18 protein-coding genes are annotated in these 19,950 nt (G+C 69.2%); 12 read left to right on the top strand and 6 right to left on the bottom strand.

What is annotated here, in order from left to right; genetic code table 11:
* Window positions 1-18: 18 nt before the first annotated feature.
* Together HNO80_RS07740 and HNO80_RS07735 are read right to left on the bottom strand one after the other, a co-directional pair.
* On the bottom strand, window positions 19-1,152 hold the full coding sequence (locus tag HNO80_RS07740; RefSeq protein ID WP_175322278.1) for an acyl-CoA dehydrogenase family protein: 1,134 nt from the start codon (window positions 1,150-1,152) through the stop codon (window positions 19-21).
* 80 nt (window positions 1,153-1,232) lie between these two features.
* Window positions 1,233-2,060 (bottom strand): SDR family NAD(P)-dependent oxidoreductase, encoded by an 828-nt coding sequence (locus HNO80_RS07735; protein WP_175322261.1) that lies wholly within the window; start codon window positions 2,058-2,060, stop codon window positions 1,233-1,235.
* Window positions 2,061-2,219: 159 nt separating this feature from the next.
* Here HNO80_RS07735 and HNO80_RS07730 point away from each other — a divergent pair, with 159 nt between their 5' ends.
* From HNO80_RS07730 to HNO80_RS07710, 5 genes are all read left to right on the top strand, one after another.
* The gene (locus HNO80_RS07730; protein WP_217500696.1) at window positions 2,220-3,566 is read left to right on the top strand and encodes a glycoside hydrolase family 76 protein; all 1,347 of its coding nucleotides are present in this window, start codon (window positions 2,220-2,222) and stop codon (window positions 3,564-3,566) included.
* Between the two features lie 164 nt (window positions 3,567-3,730).
* Window positions 3,731-4,783, top strand: a complete 1,053-nt coding sequence (locus HNO80_RS07725; RefSeq protein ID WP_175322260.1) for an iron ABC transporter substrate-binding protein — start codon at window positions 3,731-3,733, stop codon at window positions 4,781-4,783.
* 3 nt (window positions 4,784-4,786) lie between these two features.
* Window positions 4,787-6,379, top strand: coding sequence for an ABC transporter permease (locus HNO80_RS07720; RefSeq protein ID WP_175322259.1), 1,593 nt, complete (start codon window positions 4,787-4,789; stop codon window positions 6,377-6,379).
* The gene (locus tag HNO80_RS07715) at window positions 6,376-7,551 is read left to right on the top strand and encodes an ABC transporter ATP-binding protein (RefSeq protein WP_175322258.1); all 1,176 of its coding nucleotides are present in this window, start codon (window positions 6,376-6,378) and stop codon (window positions 7,549-7,551) included. The genes HNO80_RS07720 and HNO80_RS07715 overlap by 4 nt, the downstream gene beginning before the upstream one ends.
* A gap of 89 nt (window positions 7,552-7,640) precedes the next feature.
* Window positions 7,641-9,584, top strand: coding sequence for a glycogen debranching N-terminal domain-containing protein (locus HNO80_RS07710; protein WP_175322257.1), 1,944 nt, complete (start codon window positions 7,641-7,643; stop codon window positions 9,582-9,584).
* Here HNO80_RS07710 and HNO80_RS07705 read toward each other — a convergent pair.
* Together HNO80_RS07705 and HNO80_RS07700 are read right to left on the bottom strand one after the other, a co-directional pair.
* The gene (locus tag HNO80_RS07705) at window positions 9,581-10,357 is read right to left on the bottom strand and encodes a phosphatase PAP2 family protein (RefSeq protein ID WP_175322256.1); all 777 of its coding nucleotides are present in this window, start codon (window positions 10,355-10,357) and stop codon (window positions 9,581-9,583) included. The genes HNO80_RS07710 and HNO80_RS07705 overlap by 4 nt on opposite strands.
* Before the next feature lie 41 nt (window positions 10,358-10,398).
* The gene (locus HNO80_RS07700) at window positions 10,399-11,016 is read right to left on the bottom strand and encodes a YdeI/OmpD-associated family protein (RefSeq protein ID WP_175322255.1); all 618 of its coding nucleotides are present in this window, start codon (window positions 11,014-11,016) and stop codon (window positions 10,399-10,401) included.
* A 43-nt stretch (window positions 11,017-11,059) separates the two neighbouring features.
* Here HNO80_RS07700 and HNO80_RS07695 point away from each other — a divergent pair, with 43 nt between their 5' ends.
* The 6 genes from HNO80_RS07695 to HNO80_RS07670 all read left to right on the top strand — a co-directional run bounded on the left by HNO80_RS07695 (window position 11,060) and on the right by HNO80_RS07670 (window position 16,547).
* On the top strand, window positions 11,060-11,857 hold the full coding sequence (locus tag HNO80_RS07695) for a VOC family protein (protein ID WP_175322254.1): 798 nt from the start codon (window positions 11,060-11,062) through the stop codon (window positions 11,855-11,857).
* A 46-nt stretch (window positions 11,858-11,903) separates the two neighbouring features.
* The gene (locus tag HNO80_RS07690; RefSeq protein ID WP_175322253.1) at window positions 11,904-12,443 is read left to right on the top strand and encodes an NUDIX hydrolase family protein; all 540 of its coding nucleotides are present in this window, start codon (window positions 11,904-11,906) and stop codon (window positions 12,441-12,443) included.
* A gap of 120 nt (window positions 12,444-12,563) precedes the next feature.
* The gene (locus HNO80_RS07685) at window positions 12,564-13,631 is read left to right on the top strand and encodes a DUF6707 family protein (RefSeq protein WP_175322252.1); all 1,068 of its coding nucleotides are present in this window, start codon (window positions 12,564-12,566) and stop codon (window positions 13,629-13,631) included.
* 86 nt (window positions 13,632-13,717) lie between these two features.
* On the top strand, window positions 13,718-14,443 hold the full coding sequence (locus HNO80_RS07680) for an SRPBCC family protein (RefSeq protein WP_175322251.1): 726 nt from the start codon (window positions 13,718-13,720) through the stop codon (window positions 14,441-14,443).
* A gap of 33 nt (window positions 14,444-14,476) precedes the next feature.
* On the top strand, window positions 14,477-15,775 hold the full coding sequence (tgt, locus tag HNO80_RS07675) for a tRNA guanosine(34) transglycosylase Tgt (RefSeq protein ID WP_175322250.1): 1,299 nt from the start codon (window positions 14,477-14,479) through the stop codon (window positions 15,773-15,775).
* Window positions 15,776-15,797: 22 nt separating this feature from the next.
* The gene (locus HNO80_RS07670) at window positions 15,798-16,547 is read left to right on the top strand and encodes a dienelactone hydrolase family protein (protein ID WP_175322249.1); all 750 of its coding nucleotides are present in this window, start codon (window positions 15,798-15,800) and stop codon (window positions 16,545-16,547) included.
* Between the two features lie 50 nt (window positions 16,548-16,597).
* Here the strand turns inward: HNO80_RS07670 and HNO80_RS07665 are convergent, their stop codons facing one another.
* Complete coding sequence (locus HNO80_RS07665) at window positions 16,598-17,296, bottom strand: queuosine precursor transporter (RefSeq protein WP_175322248.1); 699 nt, start codon at window positions 17,294-17,296, stop codon at window positions 16,598-16,600.
* Window positions 17,297-17,544: 248 nt separating this feature from the next.
* Entirely contained in the window at window positions 17,545-18,936 is a 1,392-nt protein-coding gene (locus tag HNO80_RS07660; protein ID WP_175322247.1) for an MFS transporter, read from the bottom strand.
* Window positions 18,937-19,078: 142 nt separating this feature from the next.
* Between HNO80_RS07660 and HNO80_RS07655 the strand changes: the two genes are divergently transcribed.
* Window positions 19,079-19,942: a hydroxymethylpyrimidine/phosphomethylpyrimidine kinase gene (locus HNO80_RS07655; protein ID WP_175322246.1), complete on the top strand. Its 864-nt coding sequence runs from the start codon at window positions 19,079-19,081 to the stop codon at window positions 19,940-19,942.
* The last annotated feature ends 8 nt before the right edge of the window (window positions 19,943-19,950 follow it).

Below are 19,950 nucleotides of genomic sequence, written 5' to 3'. Positions count from 1 at the left end.
GGCGGCGGGGCCGGGCGGCTAGACGATCGCGGACACCCCGGTCACGGCGCGGCCCACGATCAGGGTGTTGATCTCGTACGAGCCCTCATAGGTATAGATCGCCTCGGCATCGGCGAAGATCTTCGCCATCCGGTAGTCGGTGACGATCCCGTTGCCGCCCAGCAGGGACCGGCCCATCGCCACGGTTTCCCGCATCCGGGCGCTCACATAGGACTTCGCCAGCGCCACCTGGGGCATGTCGGCCGCGCCCGCATCCTGCAGCTGGGCAATCCGGACCATCATGCCCATGCTCGCCACCGCGTTGCCGAGCATTGTCACCAGCTGCTGCTGGACCAGCTGGAACTTGGCCAGCGGCCGCCCGAACTGGCGGCGTTCGACGGCGTACTGCCGGGCGACGTCGAACGCGGCAAGCTGTTGCCCCACGCCCTGCCAGGCGACCATGATCCGCGAACCCCGCAGCAACTCGTTGGTGTCCTCGAAACTGTTGATCCCGGCGAACCGGTCTGCCTCGGCCACCCGCACGTCGGTGAACACGATGTCGGCGTTCTGCACGGTCCGCAGCGCGATCTTGTTTTCGATCCTGCTCCGGCGCACGCCGGGCAGCGTGGCGTCGACAATAAAGCCGCGGATGCCGCCGTCGGCCTCGTCACGCGCCCATACCAGCATGTAGTCGCAGAACGTCCCGTTGCCGATCCAGCGCTTGGCACCGTTGAGCACCCAGTGGTCGCCGGCGTCCCCGCCGGACACGCGCCGCGCGGTGGTCTCCATCCCGCCGGCCACGTCGGAGCCGTGGTCCGGCTCGGTCAGTGCGAAGGCCCCGGTGGTGCGCAGATCGGCCGCGTCCTTCAGCAGCCGGGCCTGCTGCTCCTCGGAACCAAAGCCGTAGAGCGATTCCACGAACAGGTCATGGTGGACCAGGAAGAAGGTCGCCAGCGAGGTGTCCACCCGGGTCATCTCGGCGATGACAAGACCGGCGAACAGGTTGCTGTAGCCGCGCTGGGCCGGTGCGCTGAGCTCCAGCGCCGCCAGCTTGGGCAGGATATGCGCCGGGAACTCGGCGTCGTTCCACCACTGGGTGGCGAACGGCGCCACCTCGCGGGCCAGGAACTCCCGGAGCTCGGCCAGTTTCGCCTGTTCGACAGCGCTCAGCATCGACTCAAAGTCAAAGAAATCGGCGGACGGCAGTCCGGAGAGCGCCGGGTCGGCGGGGGCAGGAGTGTCCACGGCGAGCGTCACTTCGGTCCCATCCGGATGGCGCCGTCGAGCCGGATGGTCTCGCCGTTGAGCATGGCGTTGTCCACGATATGCGCGGCGAGGTTCGCGTACTCGGCGGGCCGGCCCAGCCGCGACGGGTGCGGCACCTGCCGGCCAAGCGAGTCCTGCGCCTCCTGCGGCAGCCCGGCCATCATGGGGGTCTCGAAGATCCCGGGCGCGATCGTGACGACGCGGATCAGCGAGCGCGCCAGTTCGCGGGCGATCGGCAGCGTCATGGCAGCGACGGCGCCCTTGGAAGCCGAGTAGGCGGGCTGCCCGATCTGGCCGTCGAACGCAGCGACGGAGGCGGTATTGATGATGACGCCGCGCTCCTCGCCGCCCAGCTCGGTGGCAACCGGCTCGGTGACGGCCATCGCCGCGGCGGCCAGGCGGATGACGTTGAAGGTGCCGACGAGGTTGATCTGGATGACCCGGCTGAAGGTCTCCAGCGGCAGCACACCGTCCCGGCCCAGCACCTTGCCCGGGGTGGCGATGCCGGCGCAGTTCACCACGATCCGCAGCGGCCCAAGGGCGACGGCGGCGTCGACGGCGGCCTGCACCTGCTCCTCGCTGGTGACGTCCGCGGGGACGAAGATGGCACGGTTCGCCGGTTCCGGCGTGCCGCTGTCCGCCGGCGCGCCGCCGCCGGCGGACGCGTTGAGCTCGGCGGCCAAAGCGTCCCCGGCCGAGGCCGGCAGGTCCACCAGCACCACGGACGCGCCGGCAGCGAACAGCCGCCGGGCCGTCGCGGCCCCCAGCCCGGAAGCGCCACCCGTGATCAGTGCGACAGTACCCAAGACGTCCATACATCCTCCTTGATGTGGAACCGCAACCCGGCCGTGAGCTGTGCGCAGCCCACCGGCACCAGGGAACATTAGTTAGTACAGGTTAACTGGAATGCAAACATTGCGCACCTCGACCCCGCCATTCCGCGCCGGAGCCGACGTCGCCACTAGGCTTGGTCCATGACCGCACCACCTGCCCGCTCCCCCGCCCCGAACTGGTCTTTCCGTGCCGATGAGGCCGCACGTTCGGTAACCCGGCTGTTCGGGCAGCGCCTCTTCTTCCTGCCCGGCACCCACATCGCCGCGATTACCCGCCCCTCCGGCCGGCTCAGGAACCTGGTCCGGCCGTGGCACTACTGGTGGCAGGCACACTATGTGGACTGCCTCGTGGACACCGGCCGCCGCGAACTCGGCGTCGAGGGCCACACACCGGCCAAGTTCGACGGCGACAACCTGCCCAGCGCCGGCAAGCTTGCTTCCCGGCTGGTCACCGGCATCCGGCTGCGCAATTTCCTGACCGTCGTCAACAGCTACTACGACGACATGGCCTGGCTGGCCCTTGCCACCCTGCGGCTGGAGAAGCTCGCCGAAGACACCCGCAAGACCTCCGGCCGGCGCCGCAACGCCAAGGTCCTCAAGAGCCTCACCCTCCAGTTCGACTCGGCCTCGACCGACGACCTGGGCGGGGGCACGTTCTGGAGCAAGAAGCGCGACTTCAAGAACACCCCGGCAACGGCTCCGGTCGCCTTGTACTACGCCCGGACCGGGCAGTCGGCCAAGGCGCAGGCCCTGCTCGATTGGCTGGACGCCAAGCTCTACGACCCGGACCAGGGCCTGTACCGGGACGGCCTGCGGATCGCCCCCGGCGGCGAGCTGGTGCTTGAAAGCGCCATCTACACCTACAACCAGGGCCCGGTCCTGGGTGCGCTGCTGGAGCTGGGCGGCGAGGCGAACTTGGAACGGGCGGCTGCGCTGATCGCCGCGGTGGGGCGCAGCCTCACGGTCCAGGCGCCGCTGCTGGGGCGCAAGGGCACGGTGCTCCGGTCCGAGGGCAGCGGCGACGGCGGCCTCTTCACCGGCGTCCTCATCCGCTACCTGGCCCTGGCCGCCGTCGACGAACGGCTGTCCGCCGAGACCCGGGCCGAAGCGGCCCTGCTGGTGACGGATACCGCGGAGGCGTTCTGGGAGGGCCGCCGTCTGGTGGCGGCGCAGGAGCCGCTGGCACGCAAGGGCGCCCGGCTGGTCTTCTCGGCCCGTCCCGAGCTGCCGGCACGCCGGAGCTACCCGGCGGGGTCCGCCGTCGAACTGTCCACGCAGCTGCAGGCCTGGATGGTGCTCGAGGCGGCGGCATCGATCGCCGGGAAGCTGCCCGCCATCGGGAAGCCCTCCGCCGAGGAGGCCGGCGCCGAGGAGCCCGGGGCCCCCGAGCCCGCCACCGAAGAAGCCGGCGCAGCTTCCGACGCCACCCACGAGGCCGCGGCCACACAAGGAGCAACAACGGCCCCTGAACCCTCCACGGGTAATTAGGTCACGCAATAGTTTCGTAATTCGTGTGATCCTCCTCACTTAAGGCGCTCTCGGCTTGGTTGCTTAGGTTTGGCTAACCTACAGTTTTTCGTAGTGAGCATGCCCTAACTTCCCGCTCACGGAGGTTAGGCACCTACGACCTTTTCCTTGCAGAAAGTAGCCTCATGAAGATCCGCAACAATGCGCTGGCAGGCATCGCCCTCGCCGCCACCGCCGCGCTCAGCCTGGCAGCCTGTGGCTCCGGCGCCTCGACCTCCGGCAGCACCACCGGAGCCGACGGCAAGCCGGCCGGCGAGATTACGGTCTACAACGCCCAGCACGAATCCCTGACCAAGGAATGGGTTGACGCCTTCACCGCGGAAACCGGCATCAAGGTCACCCTGCGCCAGGGCGACGACACCGAGATGTCCAACCAGATCATCCAGGAAGGCGCGGCCTCCCGCGCCGATGTGTTCCTCACCGAGAACTCCCCCGCCATGGCCCAGGTGGAAAACGCCGGACTGTTCGCGGACGTGGACAAGGCCACCGTCGACCAGGTTCCGGCCGAGTTCCGGCCCTCGACGAACAAGTGGACCGGCATCGCAGCCCGCTCCACCGTGCTGGTCTATGACAAGGCCAAGCTGGGCCAGGACAAGCTGCCCAAGTCCATGCTGGACCTGGCCAAGCCCGAGTGGAAGGGCAAGTGGGCGGCGTCGCCGTCCGGCGCCGACTTCCAGGCGATCGTCTCCGCCCTGCTGGAACTCAAGGGCCAGGCCGCCACGGAGGAATGGCTCAAGGGCATGAAGGAGAACTACAAGGCGTACAAGGGCAACAGCACGGCCATGAAGGCCGTCAACGCCGGCGAGGTGGACGCCGCCCTGATTTACCACTACTACTACTACGGCGACCAGGCCAAGACCGGCGAGAACTCCAAGAACGTCACGCCGTACTACTTCAAGAACCAGGACCCCGGCGCCTTCGTGTCCGTCTCCGGCGGCGGCGTGCTCAAGTCCTCGAAGAACGCGGCGGCCGCCCAGGCCTTCCTGAAGTTCATCACCGGCAAGAAGGGCCAGGAAGTGCTGCAGAAGGGCACGTCCTTCGAGTACGCCGTCGGCTCGGACGTCCCGTCCAACGAGAAGCTGGTTCCGCTCAAGGAACTGCAGGCACCCAAGGTGGACCCGGCCAAGCTGAACTCCGCCAAGGTCACCGACCTGATGACCAAGGCGGGTCTGCTCTAAGCAGTGACAAAAACGCTGGCGGCTCCCGGAACCACCGGAAGCACGACGACGGCGGGCAGGGGCAAGCGCCCCCGCCCGCCTTTCGGCGTCTCCGTGGTGGCCATCCTGGCGGTCCTGATCGCCCTGTTTTCGCTGATCCCGCTAGGCTATGTGGCGGTCATGACGGTCGCCACCGGCTGGGACACCGCCGTCGGCCTGATCTTCCGCGCCCGGGTAGGCGAGCTCCTGCTCAACACCGTGCTGCTGATGCTGATCACGGTGCCGCTGTGCGTGGTCCTGGGCGTGGGCGGCGCCTGGCTGGTGGAACGCACCAACCTCAGGGGCCATAAGTGGTGGGCCGTGCTGCTCGCCGCGCCGCTGGCTGTGCCGGCCTTCGTCAACAGTTACGCCTGGGTCTCCGCCGTGCCCTCGATGGGCGGGCTCTGGTCGGGCGTGCTGATCGCCACCCTGTCGTACTTCCCGCTGGTCTACATTCCCGCCGCGGCGACGCTCAGCCGCCTGGACCCCGCCATCGAGCAGTCCGCCGCCTCCCTGGGCCTTGGGGCGTGGCGCGCGTTCTTCCGCGTAGTGCTGCCCCAGCTGCGGATCGCGATCACCGGCGGTGCGCTGCTGGTCTCGCTGCACCTGCTGGCCGAGTACGGCGCCTTCGCGATGATCCGTTTCGATACGTTCACCACCGCGATCATGGTCCAGTACCAGTCGACCTTCAACGGGACGGCCGGGAACATGTTGGCCAGCGTGCTGGTGTTCCTCTGCCTGATCCTGCTCCTCGTGGAGGTCCGCAGCCGCGGCACCGCCCGCTACGCCCGGGTGGGCTCCGGCGCCCAGGCCCGCGCGCTGCGCCTGCCGCTGCACGCCTACCAGCTGCCCGCGCAGCTGTCCCTGCTGGCCCTGACCGCGCTCGCCTTCGGGCTTCCGCTGACGTTCGTGCTGCGCTGGATCTTCGCCGGCGGACCGGACATCTGGGCCGCCGAGGAGTTCCTGCCGGCGCTGCTGCAGACCCTCGGCTACGGCCTGGCCGGCGCCCTCGCCACCACCGTGGTCGCGTTCCCGATGGCGTACCTTGCCGTGCGGCATCCCGGCTGGTTCAGCAAGGCCCTGGAGCTCTCCAACTACGTCACCAGCTCCATGCCCGGGATCGTCGTCGGCCTGGCCTTCGTCACCGTGAGCATCCGGATGGCACCGGACCTCTACCAGACCACGGCCCTGCTGATCTCCGCCTACGTCCTGCTGTTCGTGCCCCGGGCGCTGGTGAACATCCGCTCCGGGCTCTCGCAGGCCCCCAAGGAGCTCGACGAAGCCGCCCAGGCCCTCGGCAAGCCTCCGCTGCTGGCGTTCCTTCGGGTTACCCTGCGGCTCACGGCGCCGGCCGCGGCCGGCGGCGCTGCCCTGGTGTTCCTCGGGATCGTGAATGAACTGACGGCCACCCTGCTGCTCTCCCCCAACGGAACGCGCACCCTGGCCACCGAGTTCTGGAGCAAGAGCAGCGAAATCGATTACGCCGGGGCCGCCCCCTATGCCCTGCTGATGATCCTGATCTCGGCGCCGATGACCTACCTTCTCTTCCAGCAGTCCAAGAAAGCAGCGGGACAGTGACCGAACAAAACCCCTCCCGGCTTCCGGAACCCCGGATCGCACCCTCCGTGGCGCCCAGCACCAACAGCCACCTGGAAGTCGAAGCCGTCACCAAGAACTTCGGGTCCCAAGCCGTCCTCAAAGGCGTCAACCTCTCCGTCGCGAAGGGCGGAACGACGGCGATCGTGGGCCCCTCCGGCTCAGGCAAGACCACCTTGCTGCGCTTGATCGCCGGCTTCGAGCACCCCGACACCGGCAGCATCTCCCTCGATGGCCGCAAGGTGGCCGGCGACGGCGTCTGGGTACCCGCGCACAAGCGGCACGTCGGCTATGTGGCCCAGGACGGCGCCCTCTTCCCGCACCTGACCGTCGGCCAGAACATCTCCTTCGGGTTGGACGCCGGCAAGCTCTCCGGCGGCCACCGCGGAGTCAAGGCCCGCGTCGCGGAGCTGCTCGAGATGGTCTCGCTGGATCCGGCTATGGCCAGGCGGCGGCCCCACCAGCTCTCCGGCGGCCAGCAGCAGCGCGTCGCGCTGGCCCGCGCCCTGGCCCGCGAGCCCGAGCTCATGTTGCTGGACGAACCGTTTTCCGCGCTCGACGCCGGGCTGCGCGTCGCCACCCGCCGCGCCGTCGGCAAGGTGCTCCACGACGCCGGTGTGACCACCATCCTGGTCACCCACGACCAGGCCGAGGCGCTCTCCTTCGCGGACCAGGTCGCCGTGATGCGCGGCGGCAAGCTCGCCCAGATCGGCAACCCGTTCGTGGTCTACACGCGCCCGGCGGACCGGGCCACCGCGGAGTTCCTGGGCGACGCCGTGATCCTCGACGCCTGGATGGAGGGCTCGCTGGCCACCTGCTCGCTGGGCGGCATTCCGGTCCGTCGGCCGCCGGCGCAGGGACGGGTGCAGCTCATGCTCCGGCCCGAGCAGATCCGGATCGCGGAGGATGGCCCCATCCGCGGCACCGTGGTGGACACGGACTACTTCGGTCCGGAGACCACGGTACGGCTCAAGCTGGCCGTTCCTCCGGTCCTGGCCGAGGGCGCCGTTGCCGACCACCGCTACCCCGGCGGCGGCGAGATCATCACCATCCGGCACTGGAACGCGTCGATCGCCCGGCCCGGCACCGAACTGTGCCTGCGGGTGGTGGGTGAGGCCGTGGCCTTCCCGATGGAAGACGCCGCGCAGGACTGAGCCCCGCCCGCGGGCGGGCGGACCTGCGGGCAGGCGGGCCCGCGGGCGGGCCTAGGTCCGCCCCGGCCTTCCGGCATAGGCTGGGGCGCATGACTGTTCAGCCAGCACTTCACCGTCAGCACTGTTCCGTGGCCGCTCCCACCCAATTGTGGCTCGACGCCGACGGCCGGCTGGCCGGCGGCGCATCCAGCGACAGCGCCGCGAACCGAGACGCGGCCGGCGGTGGCACGGCCGCCGTGACCGGCGCCGGCGACTGGTTCACCGGACTCTTGCACGGCGACACCCGGATGCTGTGCCGGGCAGAGGTGACCGTCAACGGCTTCGCCCCGGAACCGGCCACGGTCGAGGCCGCCCCCGGCGGTGTGCTCCGGGTACGTGGCCTCGTGCGCGGCATCGAGGGGCCCACCGAGGATCCCGCCGTCGAACTCCTGCAAACCTGGACCGTCACGCCCGGTGCCGTCCGTGTCTCACTGCGGCTGAGCACCTCGCTGGACGCCCTGGATGCCGAGGTTGAGGTGCGGCTGGCCGCTGACTTCACTGACATGGCCGCCATCCGGCTCGGCCGCTACCGCGAACCTTTGCAGCCCTCGGCGGCGGATGATTCCTCGCTGCGCTGGAGCGAGGGCGGCAAGACCCTGACCGTTTCCGCGCCCGGCAGGGTGGCCCGCGGCGAACGGCTGACCTGGCGCGGGACGGCCGGCCGGGGCAAGCCGATGGAGGCCGAATGGCAGGCGGTCCTGGCCGATACCGAGGACGCCGTGGTGGCCGCGCCGCTGCCGGCCTCCCGTCGAGTCCGGGCCGAGCCGGAGGGGGCGCTGGGCCTGCTCCTGGACAACTCCCTCGATGAACTCGACGGGCTCCGGCTGGCGAGCCGCAAGGCCCCCGATGCGCCTTTCCTGGCCGCCGGCGCTCCCTGGTACTTCACCCTGTTCGGCCGGGACTCGCTGTGGGCCGCGCGGCTGCTGCTGCCCTTCGACGCCGCCCTGGCCGCCGGAACGCTGCGCGCCCTGGCCGCGCACCAGGGCACCAAGACCGATCCCGCCGCGGCCGAGGAGCCGGGCAAGATCCTGCACGAACTGAGAGCTAAGGAACTCGTGCTGGAAAGCCAGGCCCTGCGGCTGCCCCCGGTGTACTTCGGCGCCGTGGACTCCACCCCGCTGTGGCTGTGCCTGCTGGGCGAGCTGGGACGCGCCGGCACCGATGACGCAGCGGTCCGTTCACTGCTGCCCAATGCCTCCCGCGCCGCGCAGTGGCTGCTGGCCGCAGGGGCTGCCGCCGGGAATACAGTCAACGGGGGCTTCCTGAGCTACCAGGACACCTCCGGCCATGGCCTGAGCAACCAGGGCTGGAAGGACTCCCGGGACGCGATGCAGTTCCGCGACGGCCGCCAGGCCGACGGCCCGATCGCGCTCTCCGAGGTGCAGGGCTACGCCTACCAGGCAGCCGTGGGGACGGCAGAACTCTTCGACTCGTACGGCGAACCCGGGGCCCAGGAGCTGCGCGACTTCGCCGAGGGGCTGAAGCGGAACTTCCGCGAGCGCTTTTGGGTTCAGGACGACGGCGGCCGGTTCCCGGCCATGGCGCTCGACGGCCACGGCGAACCGCTGGATATCCCGGGCTCCAACATGGGGCACCTGCTGGGCACCGGGATCCTGGACGCCGCGGAGGCGCGGCTCGTGGCGGACCGGCTGCTCAGCCCGGAGCTGTTCTCCGGCTACGGACTGCACACCCTGTCCCGGCGCGCGGCGGGATTCTGGCCCTTCAGCTACCACTGCGGCTCGGTCTGGAGCCACGACACCGCGATCGCGATCAGGGGCCTGCTCAGCGAGGGATTCACCGCCGAGGCACGGGTGCTGGCGGAAGGCCTGCTGACCGCCGCAGGGTCGTTCGGGCACCGGCTCCCGGAGCTCTTCGCCGGCGTCACCGCGGCCGAGTCGGGGCGCGCGGTGCCGTATCCGGCCTCCTGCCACCCGCAGGCGTGGTCCTCAGCCTCCGCGGTGGTGCTCGCCCAGGCGCTCGGCGTGGTGTTCTAGGGCGTCTGCTCCACCCGGGCCGGCAGGCCTCGCTCGGCCGGAAGTGCCGGCTCGGCCGGAGCCAGGTCCGCCGTCCGGGCGCCGCGCAGGCCATCGACCAGGACCACGATGCCGGTGACGGCCACCGCCAGGCCCAGCGAGGCGACCACGTCCGTCAGCCAGTGGTAGCCGAGGTAGAGCCGGCTGAACGCGACCAGCAACGTGCCGAGGGCGGCCCCCGAGAAGGCCAGCACCGCCGTCGAACGCCGCGCCGTGCGTGCGCCGGCGCTGCCCAGCAGCAGGTACACCAGAACCAGCAGGAAGACGCCGGTACCAAAGGTATGTCCGGAGGGGAAGGACAGGGCATCGTCGGGGCCCATCAGGAAGTCGGTAGCCGAGGGCCTGCCGCGCGCGACCTCGTGTTTGATCACGGTGGACACGCCGAAGGTGGCCGCCATGGCTCCGAGGAGCAGCGCCGGCCGCCAGATTTCGCGCTTCCGGACCGCCCAGCCGAGCGCGAGCAGGCCCCCGATGACCGTCATCCAGCTCGGCGAGGTCACCGTGCTGACGGCAGCCAGGATTCCCGTGGCGAGGGGCGACCGGTCCTCCACCAGGGCGTTGTGGACGCCGCCGTCGAGCAACGCGAGGCCCGAGTCCGTCTGGACTGCAGCCAGCATGAGCCAGAACACGGCCTCGCCGGCCACCAGCAGGCCGGCGGCGGCAAAGAACAGCGTGCGCTGCGAACGCTGGGTGGGGGCGGCGCCGCGCGACGCCCCGCGTTGGGTGGTAGGCATTGGGCTATTTTGCCACCCCGGGCTGTCGGGACCCCGGACAGTTACCGGGAAGTCGCTGAAGGTCCCGGATCCGGCCGCCGGCTTTGCGGGTACGGCGTTTCAAAGCGTGCGAGCATGTCCACGAAGCCGGCGATCTTCCGCTCCCGGGTGGCGGCTTGCTTGACCGAGTTGGTCCGGTAGATCAGCGCGAACCGGTTCACCGATGTCAGGACCTCAAACATCGCCTGCGCCCGAGGGTCCGCCGCTATCGCCGCGGCAAGGTCCTCCGGCACCTCGGCCGCGGCCTGGCCCGCATAGGCCGCCTCCCAGCGTCCGTCGGCCTTGGCGCTTTCGACGGCGGCGCGCCCGGCGGGGGCCATCCGGCCGGCCGCTTCGAGGCGACCGACGCGCTCGACGTTCCGCGCCGACCACACGCTTTTCGGCCCACGCCGGGTCATCCGCTGGAAGGAGGTCTCGGCATCCCGGCGCCTGCCCTGCCCGTCGATCCAGCCAAAGCACAGCGCCTCCTGCAGGGCCGCCTCGTAGTCCAGCTCGGTCACCGAGCCGCCCTTCTTGTGCAGCACCAGCCACACCCCGGGGCTGTCCGCGTGGTGCTGTTCCAGCCACCCGCGCCACTCGGCGGCGTCTTTCACCAGCAGTTCCCTTAGCTCAGCAGCCATGGCACCATTGTGCTCCCAGCCCCAAACCACCAGGGAGATACCAATGCTGCGTGTCCGCCCCATCCATTTCACCTCCCGCCTCGATGAGTGGGAGCGGCTGCTGACCGACCTGGGCATGGTCAAGACCGTCGACGAGCCCACCTGGCGGGAGTTCGACGCCGGCGCGGGCCGCCTGGCCCTGCACTTCGCCGAGGGGGGTTCGGCGGAGGACGGCACCACCTTCTTCGGCGTCGAGGTCGGCGACCTCGCGGAATTTGCCCGCCGGACCAACGAAGCCGGAGCCGCAGCCGGCGCCGGCGGCGGCACCGCCGCAGAGGTCATCGACGCCGACCACGGTTCCTCATGCCGGGTCTCTTCGCCGGATGGGTTCAGCTTCCTGGCCGACCCCGCCGCGCGCGCGTCCGACGGCACCTGGTCCACTTCCGCGGAGGCGGAGCCGGGGCTCACCGTCGTCGGCGTCTGGTTCGCTCAGGATCCGCGGGCGGCGACCCAAACCCTGCGCGACATCGGCGCCCGCCCCCGGCCGGTGCCGGGCGCCCCCGGCGTTGGCTACGCCGACGCCGACATCGCCGAAACGGAGGCGTTCACGGCGAAAAACGGCGGCGTCCTGATGGTCGGCGCCGCTGCCGGAACCGCGGCGGGCGCCGGGAGCGCCGGGCTGGCCTTCGAATACGACGGCGACCTTGACGCGCTGCGGGAGCGGCTCGCCGAGGCGGGGCATGACGTTGCGGTGGTCGAGGAGGCCGCCGTGCCGCTGCTGCACGTGGGCAACCCCGATGCGGACGGCAGCGCCGCCCACCCCCACGCCCTGTGGATCTCCGCGGCCCCGGAGTCCGAATAGACAGGGTAACCACGCCCGGCGAACTCGGATGGGGTAGAACTTAACCATGAACGTTCGCACTCCCGACCCCAATCCCGGCTGGCTTTCCGACGAGGATCTCTTCGAGGCCCGCGGCCGGCTTCCCATGGTCTACGTCGAGGCCGTTCCGGTCCGGCTTGACCCGCTCGGGTTTGTGAACGAGGTCGGCACCCTGCTGCAGGCCGACGAGGACGGCACCATGATCCGGTCCCTGGTTTCCGGCCGGGTGCTGTACCGCGAGACCATCCGGGCGGCTTTGTTGCGCCACATGGAAAAGGACCTTGGCCCGCTCGCCTTCCCGCAGCTGCCGATCAGCCCGGTCCCCTTCACGGTGGCCGAATACTTCCCGTCCCCGTCCCACACCGGCTTCACCGACGACCGGCAGCACGCCGTCGCCCTGGCCTACATCATCCCCGTCACGGGCGAATGCTCTCCGCGGCAGGACGCCCTGGAACTGACCTGGATGACGCCGGAGGAAGTGATGAGTTCGGACGTGCAGCTGGAGTTCAGCGGCGGCCGCGGCGCCCTGATCCGGCAGGCACTGGCGTTCGCGGGCGTCGGCCACTAGGGAGTCTGCCCGGAGCAGCTGGACCGCCCCGGGACGCCCGGGCCACCCCGGCGTCCCCGACTTCGCGCCCCGGTCTTTGTAGACTGTTGAGCGGACCGAAAGAGAAGTTAAGGACTCCAGATGACCCACCCCACAGCCTCACTGAACTACAGCGAACGGCAGGCGGGATCTCTGCAGACCGGGGATCTGCTGCTCCTGCCCGACGCCACGCGCACCGCCGAAATCCAGCGCGTGGACGTCGACAACGACGATTTCGGTTCCCCCGCCATCGTGCGCGCCACCCTCACCGGGGGCGGCGTGCTGCGGATCGCCGCCGGCTCCGTGGTCCTGGTCCGGGACGCCGCGCCCGGGGCCCCGGAGCTGTCCCCTGCGGACGACGCCGGCCGCCAGGATGACGATGCCCCGGACGCCGGTTCCGACAAACCCGCCTCTCCCTCCGCGGACGACGCCGGCCCGGAACTGCAGGTGGTCCCGCCCCGTCCCGCGGAGGACGGCAGCCCGACGTCGGCGCCCGCCGTCGTCGTCCCGCCGCCGCCGGTGGTCCCGCCGGCCGTCAGTGGACCGAGCGAAGCGGATCTGGCCTTGATCCCCATCGCGGAGGGAACTCCGGAATCCGTCGTGGGGGCCGCGGCCGAGGCCCACCCCGATGCTCTGGGCGTGCTGTTGCTCAGCGACCGGCTCACCAAGGGCATCAACACCAAGTCCGGCAGCTGCCTCAAGGACCTCAGCGATCTGGCGCATGAACTGTTCGTTGTGCTCAAGGACGCCGACAACGCCCTTGCCGTCGCGGACCTGCTCAATGTGCTGCCCTTCGACGGGAACCCCGGCCGCTGGGCGTCGGTGGAGGCCTCGCTCGCGCTGGCGAGCTACATTTGCCGCCAGCGCGGGGAAGAGGAACGCGCCGCCGTCTATGAGAAGTTCCTGCGGGCGCCGGACGCCATGGAGACGGACCCGTTCAAGTCGCGGATCAACGCCAAGATGCGCCAGCGCTCGCTCAACGAGCCAAATCTGTACGACAAGGAAATCTTCCGCGCCATCGACAATTCCAACCCGGATGCGGAGCGGGAGTGGCGGTTGCTGCGGCTCGAGGCGCTCCTCTTCCTGCGCGCGCACGGCGGCTCGCAGACCATCGGCGGCCCGGAAATTGAACGCCGGATCAGCAACGAACTCGAGTCCGTCCGCGGCTGAGCGCTACGGCCGAACGCGGCCCGCACGGGCGATCCGTGGACGATTGGCCCTACCCGGTCAGGGCCGGGCGGGGTAAATTCAGCCCCATGACGAACAATCTCAGCGTGGTGATCAACTCTGACGCGCCGCAGGTCTGGACGATGCTGCGCGAACCCGCGAAGGTGGCCCAGTGGCACGGCTGGGAGGCCGACGACCAGGCCGCCGAGATCGACGCGATCTACTTCAGCCCCAACGTGGTCGAGAGCGCGGACCACACCTCCCTCGTCGTCGACGGCGGCGACGTCTTCACCCTGAAACCGGTCCCCGCCGGCACGGAGGTCAGCATGACGCGCGCGGCGATCGACCACAATTCGGAGTGGGCGGCCTGGGACGAGGACATCACCCAGGGCTGGCTGACCTTCCTGCACCAGCTCCGTTTCGCCCTCGAACGCCACCCGCACGGCAAACGGCGGACGTTCTTCTTCTCAGTGCCCGGGACGGGAGGCTCCGCGATCGACAAACTCGGCCTGGCCGACGTGCCCGCGCCGGGCGAGACGTACTCGCTGACCCTGGCCACCGGGGAGGAGATTGCCGGGAAGGTCTGGTTCCGGAGCAACCACCAGGTGGGCCTGACCGTGCACGGGTACGCCGAGCACGGCGACGGCCTCGTGATCGTGGCGGACCAGCCCGCCATCCCCGAGCTCCGGCCCGACGGCGGCTCCCTGGTGATCGTCTCCACCTACGAGCTCGGCGCCCACCAGCTGGAGGTCATCCGCAACTACTGGGACAGCTGGAGGGCTGAGAACTACCCCACATCGGACCCGCTGCACTAAGGGTTCCGCGGTGTTAGCTGGCACACTTGAACGGTGCCAGCGAATCCTGACTTTGCGTCCTTGCCCCCCGAGCCTGCCCGGCAGGCGGAGTTTTCCTTCCGGGTGGGCAAGCGCCTGAGCGAAACCTGCGCGCCGTCGGGCCAGCAGGTGGCGGCGAACGGCGGGGAATTCCTGGGCCGCACCGGCACCATCACCACCCCGCACGGCGAGATCCAGACGCCGGCGTTCATCGCCGTCGGAACCAAGGCCACGGTCAAGTCCGTGCTGCCCGAGGCCGTCGCCGACCTCGGCGCGCAGGCCGTGCTGGCCAACGCCTACCACCTGTACCTGCAGCCCGGCGCGGACGTCCTGGACGAGGCCGGCGGGCTGGGTGCCTTCATGAACTGGCGCGGACCCACGTTCACGGACTCGGGCGGCTTCCAGGTGATGAGCCTGGGGTCCGGGTTCAAGAAGGTGATCGACATGAAGTCGGTGGACCACTCCGGACCGGACGACGCCGTCGCGCCCGGCAAGGAACGCCTGGCCCACGTGGACGAGGAGGGCGTCTGGTTCAAAAGCCACCTCAACGGCGACCGGCACCGCTTCAGCCCCGAGATCTCGATGAACGTCCAGCACCAGATCGGCGCGGACATCATGTTCGCCTTCGACGAGCTGACCACGCTGCAGAACTCCCGCGGCTACCAGGAGGAGTCCCTGGAGCGCACCCGCCGCTGGGCCGAACGCTGCATCACCGAGCACTTCCGGCTCACGTCCGAGCGTGCCGGGAAACCGTACCAGGCGCTTTTCGGTGTAATCCAGGGCGCCCAATACGAGGACCTGCGCCGCAAGGCCTGCCGGGATCTCGGCGCGATGAACTTCGACGGCTTCGGCATCGGCGGGGCGCTGGAGAAGGAAAACCTGGGCACGATCGTGCGCTGGTGCAATGAGGAACTGCCGGAGAACAAGCCGCGGCACCTGCTGGGCATCTCCGAGCCGGACGACATTTTCACCGCGATCGAAAACGGCGCGGACACCTTCGACTGCGTCTCCCCCACCCGGGTGGCCCGCAACTCGGCGTTCTACCACCCCACCGGCCGGTACAACCTCTCCGGCGCCATGTACAAGCGCGACTTTGGCCCGCTGCAGGAGGGCTGCGACTGCTACGCCTGCCTGAACTACTCCCGGGCCTACATCCATCACCTGTTCAAGGCCAAGGAGATGGTCTCGGCCACCCTGATCTCGATCCACAACGAGCGCTTCGTGGTGAAAATGGTCGACGACGCCCGCCTCGCCATCGAGGCCGGCACCTTCTTCGAGTTCAAGGCCGAGACCCTGGGCCGGTATTACTCCTAGGCACTTCGGATATCCTGACCGGATGCTCATCGAGATCCCTGCCGCAGACGGCACAGCCGAGGCCCTGGTGGCCCGCCCCTCCACCGGCACGGGCCCCTTCCCGGGCGTCCTCCTCTACATGGACGCCTTCGGCCTGCGCCCGCGCATCCAGGACATGGCGCAGCGCATCGCCGACTGGGGCTACGTCGTCCTGGCCCCGAACGTCTTCTACCGCGAAGGAACGGCAGCCGAGTTGGCCCCGGACCTGGACATGACCACGCCGGAGGGACGCGAGGCGGCGGGCGCGGCCGCCTTCCCGCGGGTCGGACGCCTCACCACGGACAAGGCGCTGCCGGACATCGACGCGTGGCTGGATGCCCTGGGCAGGCTCGACGGCATCGCCCCCGGCCCGGTCGGCGTCACGGGCTACTGCATGGGCGCACGGCTTGCTGTCCGCACCGCCACCGCCCACCCGGACGCTGTGGCTGCGTGCGGCGGCTTCCACGGCGGCGGCCTGGCGACCGACGAGCCCGACAGCCCCCACCTGGGACTCGGCAACGCCCGTGCCCGGTTCGTCTTCGGCCACGCCGATCATGATCGGAGCATGGATCCTGACGCGGTTGCCCGGCTGGGCCAGGCCCTGGACGCGGCCGGCCTGAAGGCTGCCAACGAAATCTACGCGGGGGCACCCCACGGCTATTGGATGGCGGACACCTCCGCCTTCCATCCGGAGGCCACGGAACGGCACTTCCGCGAGCTCCGCGAGCTCCTCGACGGGACGCTCAAGGCCTGACGGACGGCCCGCCCCTTAGCCGTTTCGACGGTTCCCTGCGAGCTGCGGAGCTAGACCGCTCCGTAGCTCGGTTCGCGCTTCTTCACCCAGCCAATGGCGAGCGAGGTCAAGGGCACGAAGGCAAACTCCACGAGGGTCTTGTAGAGGAATCCAACGAGGACGTAGTTCACGAACATCGCCACGTCGGTAATCCCAATCACGGACGCAGCGATGCTGCAGAAGATCAGCGTGTCCACGAACTCGCCGGCCACGGAGGACCCCATGATGCGGGCCCACAGGGACTTCTCCCCCGTCCGGGCCTTCATCTTCACCAGGATCCAGGAGTTGATCGTCTGGCCGGCGAAAAAGGCCAACAGGGAGGCGAGCACGATCTGCGGTACCGGGCCCAGGGCGCCTTCCAGCGCGGACTGCTTGGCGGCCCCGTACTCGTCGTCGAAGCCGGGCAGCGCGATGATGACCCAGTAGCAGAGGGACGCGAAGGCTGACAGCGCGAAGCTGGTGATGATCGCTTTGCGCGCCACCTTGAAGCCGTAGACCTCGCTGATGACATCGCCCAGAATGTAGGCCAGCGGGAAGAGGAAGAACCCGCCGTCGGTGATGATCGGGCCGATCGCCACGCCCTTGGAGGCCCCGATGTTGGACAGGATCAGCACCACTGCCATGACGGCCAGCATGATGCCGAAGTACGGGGAACCGATCGAGGCGAACTTCGGCGGGGCGGCAGCCGGAAAGGTCTTGGCGGAAGTCATGGGCATTCCATTCGTAGTGGTTCGCTCGGCGGCCCGCAACACGTGAACGGGCGTGGGACGGCCGGCTGTATTAGCACTGGAAGGCCCCGGCTGCACTAGCCCGGGCCCGCCTCCATTCTCGCACCTGCCCGCCGCACCCCCGGCGCCCGCCCCGGGAGTTACAGCGCCGGCGCAAACGACGACGGCGGGCCGCCGGCTCCGGGACCGGTCCCGTAGCCGGCAACCCGCCGTCGTCCGCGGTGCGAACCCTAGCGGCGCGAGGCGTCTACGAGGTTCTTGCCGTCGTCCTCACGGGCCGCCGCGGGCTCCCAGGCATGGCCCTGCTCGTGGTCCAGGTGCGTGGACTTCTTGTTCTTCAGCGCGAAGATGTAGACCAGCAGCGAGATGCCGATGGCCACCGTGACGTAGGTGAAGAACAGTTCTTCCTGGCCGGCCTTCTGCAGAGCAGCGCCGATCAGCGGGACGGTGCCGCCGAAGAGCGAGTTGGCGATCGCGTAGCCCAGCCCGACGCCGAGGGCGCGGATGGAGGCGGGGAACAGTTCGGCCTTCACCAGGGCGTTGATGGAGGTGTAGCCGCCCACAATCAGCAGGCCACCCATCATCAGCAGGAATGCCGTGAGCGGATCCTTGGTGCCGGCCAGGGCGGAAAGTAGCGGCCAGGTGAACAGGACGCCGGTGATGCCGAACCAGAGCAGGAGCGGCTTGCGGCCCACCTTGTCCGAGATGATGCCGTAGACCGGCTGGAGCAGCATGAAGATGAACAGTGCCCAGAAGTTGATCACCGAGGTGTCCGTCTTGGCGATGCCCGAGGTGTCATTCATGAACTTCAGGATGAAATTGGTGTACGTGTAGAACGCCACGGTGCCGCCGAGCGTGATGCCGATGCAGATCATCAGCGGCTTCCAGTAGCTGGTGAACAGCAGCTTCATGGTGCCGGGCTGCGCCTGACCGGCCACCGCGGGGGCCTTGGCGGCCTCGATCTGTTCGGCCGAGACGGTCTCCTCCATGGAGCGCCGAAGCCAGAGCACCACGAGGGCCGCAACGCCGCCGATCGCGAACGGGATCCGCCAGCCCCATTCGCCCAGGTCTGCCTTGGGCATGACGTTCTGCAGGATGACGAGGACCAGCAGGGCCAGCATCTGGCCGCCGATCAGCGTGACGTACTGGAAGCTGGAGAAGAAGCCGCGGCGCTTGGTGGTGGCAGCCTCGGACATGTAGGTGGCGCTGGTGCCGTACTCGCCGCCCACCGAGAAACCCTGGATCACGCGGATGAGGACCAGCAGGATCATTGCCCACAGGCCGATTTGCTGCTGCGTGGGCAGGATGGCGATGGCGAAGGAGCCGGCGGACATCATCGTCACGCTCAGTGTCAGGGCTGCCTTGCGGCCCTTGCGGTCGGCGTAACGGCCGAAGAACCACGCGCCGATCGGGCGCATCAGGAAAGACGTCGAGAAGACCGCCATCGCCTCAAGGCCGGCCTGGAGCTCGTCCTTGGAATTGAAGAAGTGCGACTGGAAGTAAGCCGCAAAGACTGTGTAGACGTACAGGTCGTACCACTCGACGAGGTTGCCGGCCGAGCCTTTGAGGATGTTGCCGACGGCTTTCCGGGTCTGGGCCGCTTCGGACAGTTGGGTGCTCATCAATGAACCTTCCTGGATCCGGCGCCGCAAGTGAGCAACGCCGTCCGCCACCCTATTCCCGGTGATCCAGAACACTTGGGTTTTGGTCATATTGGTCATACGCACAATGCGACCGTTTTTCCCCGAGTGGCAGGATGGGTCCATGACTTCTTACGCCGTGGACAACGTGACCTCCGACGCCAGCGCCTACCCCGCCGTCGCCCTGACCATCGCCGGCTCCGAGGCCACCGGCGGCGCCGGCGCGCAGGCGGACCTGAAGACCTTCCAGGAGCTCGGCGTCTTCGGCATCGCGAACCTGACCTGCATCGTGTCCTTCGATCCAAAGGACAACTGGAACCACCGCTTCGTCCCGGTGGACCAGCAGGTCATCGCCGACCAGCTGGAAGCGACGACGGCGGCCTACGGCGCCGCGTCCGGCGCACGGTCCGTGCTGGACACGGTGAAAATCGGCATGCTGGGCAGCCCGGCGACAATTTCCACGGTGGCGTCGGCGCTGGCCGACTCTGCTTTCCGGAACGTGGTGCTGGACCCGGTGCTGATCTGCAAAGGCCAGGAGCCGGGCCACGCCCTGGACACCGATCAGGCGCTCAAGGCACAGATCCTGCCGCTGGCCACCTTCGTCACGCCGAACCACTTTGAGGCCGAGTCGCTCTCCGGGCTGGAGATCACCGATGTCGACTCGCTCAAGGCCGCGGCCGTCCGCATCCACGAACTCAGCGGCGCCGCGGTACTGGCCAAGGGCGGCGTGCGCCTGGCCGGGCTCGACGCCGTGGACGTCTACTACGACGGCGAGACGCTGGAGGTCCTCTCCGCCCCGAAGGTGGGCGAGGTCGCAGTTTCCGGCGCCGGCTGTTCGCTGGCCGCCGCGGTGACGGCCGAGCTGGCCAAGGGCGCGACGCCGCTTGAGGCCGCCCGCACGGCGAAGGACTTCGTCACGGCGGGGATCCGGAACCGGGTGGCCTCCGGCGCCCCCTTCGACGCGCTCTGGCAGGGCGGCCCGCGCTAGGCCTTCCT

Origin of the sequence: Arthrobacter sp. C9C5 (assembly GCF_013359735.1) — a bacterium.
Classification (GTDB): Bacteria; Actinomycetota; Actinomycetes; order Actinomycetales; family Micrococcaceae; genus Arthrobacter.
The sequence above is the reverse complement of the archived record's forward strand: the minus strand, read 5'-3'. Positions and strand labels throughout refer to the sequence as shown.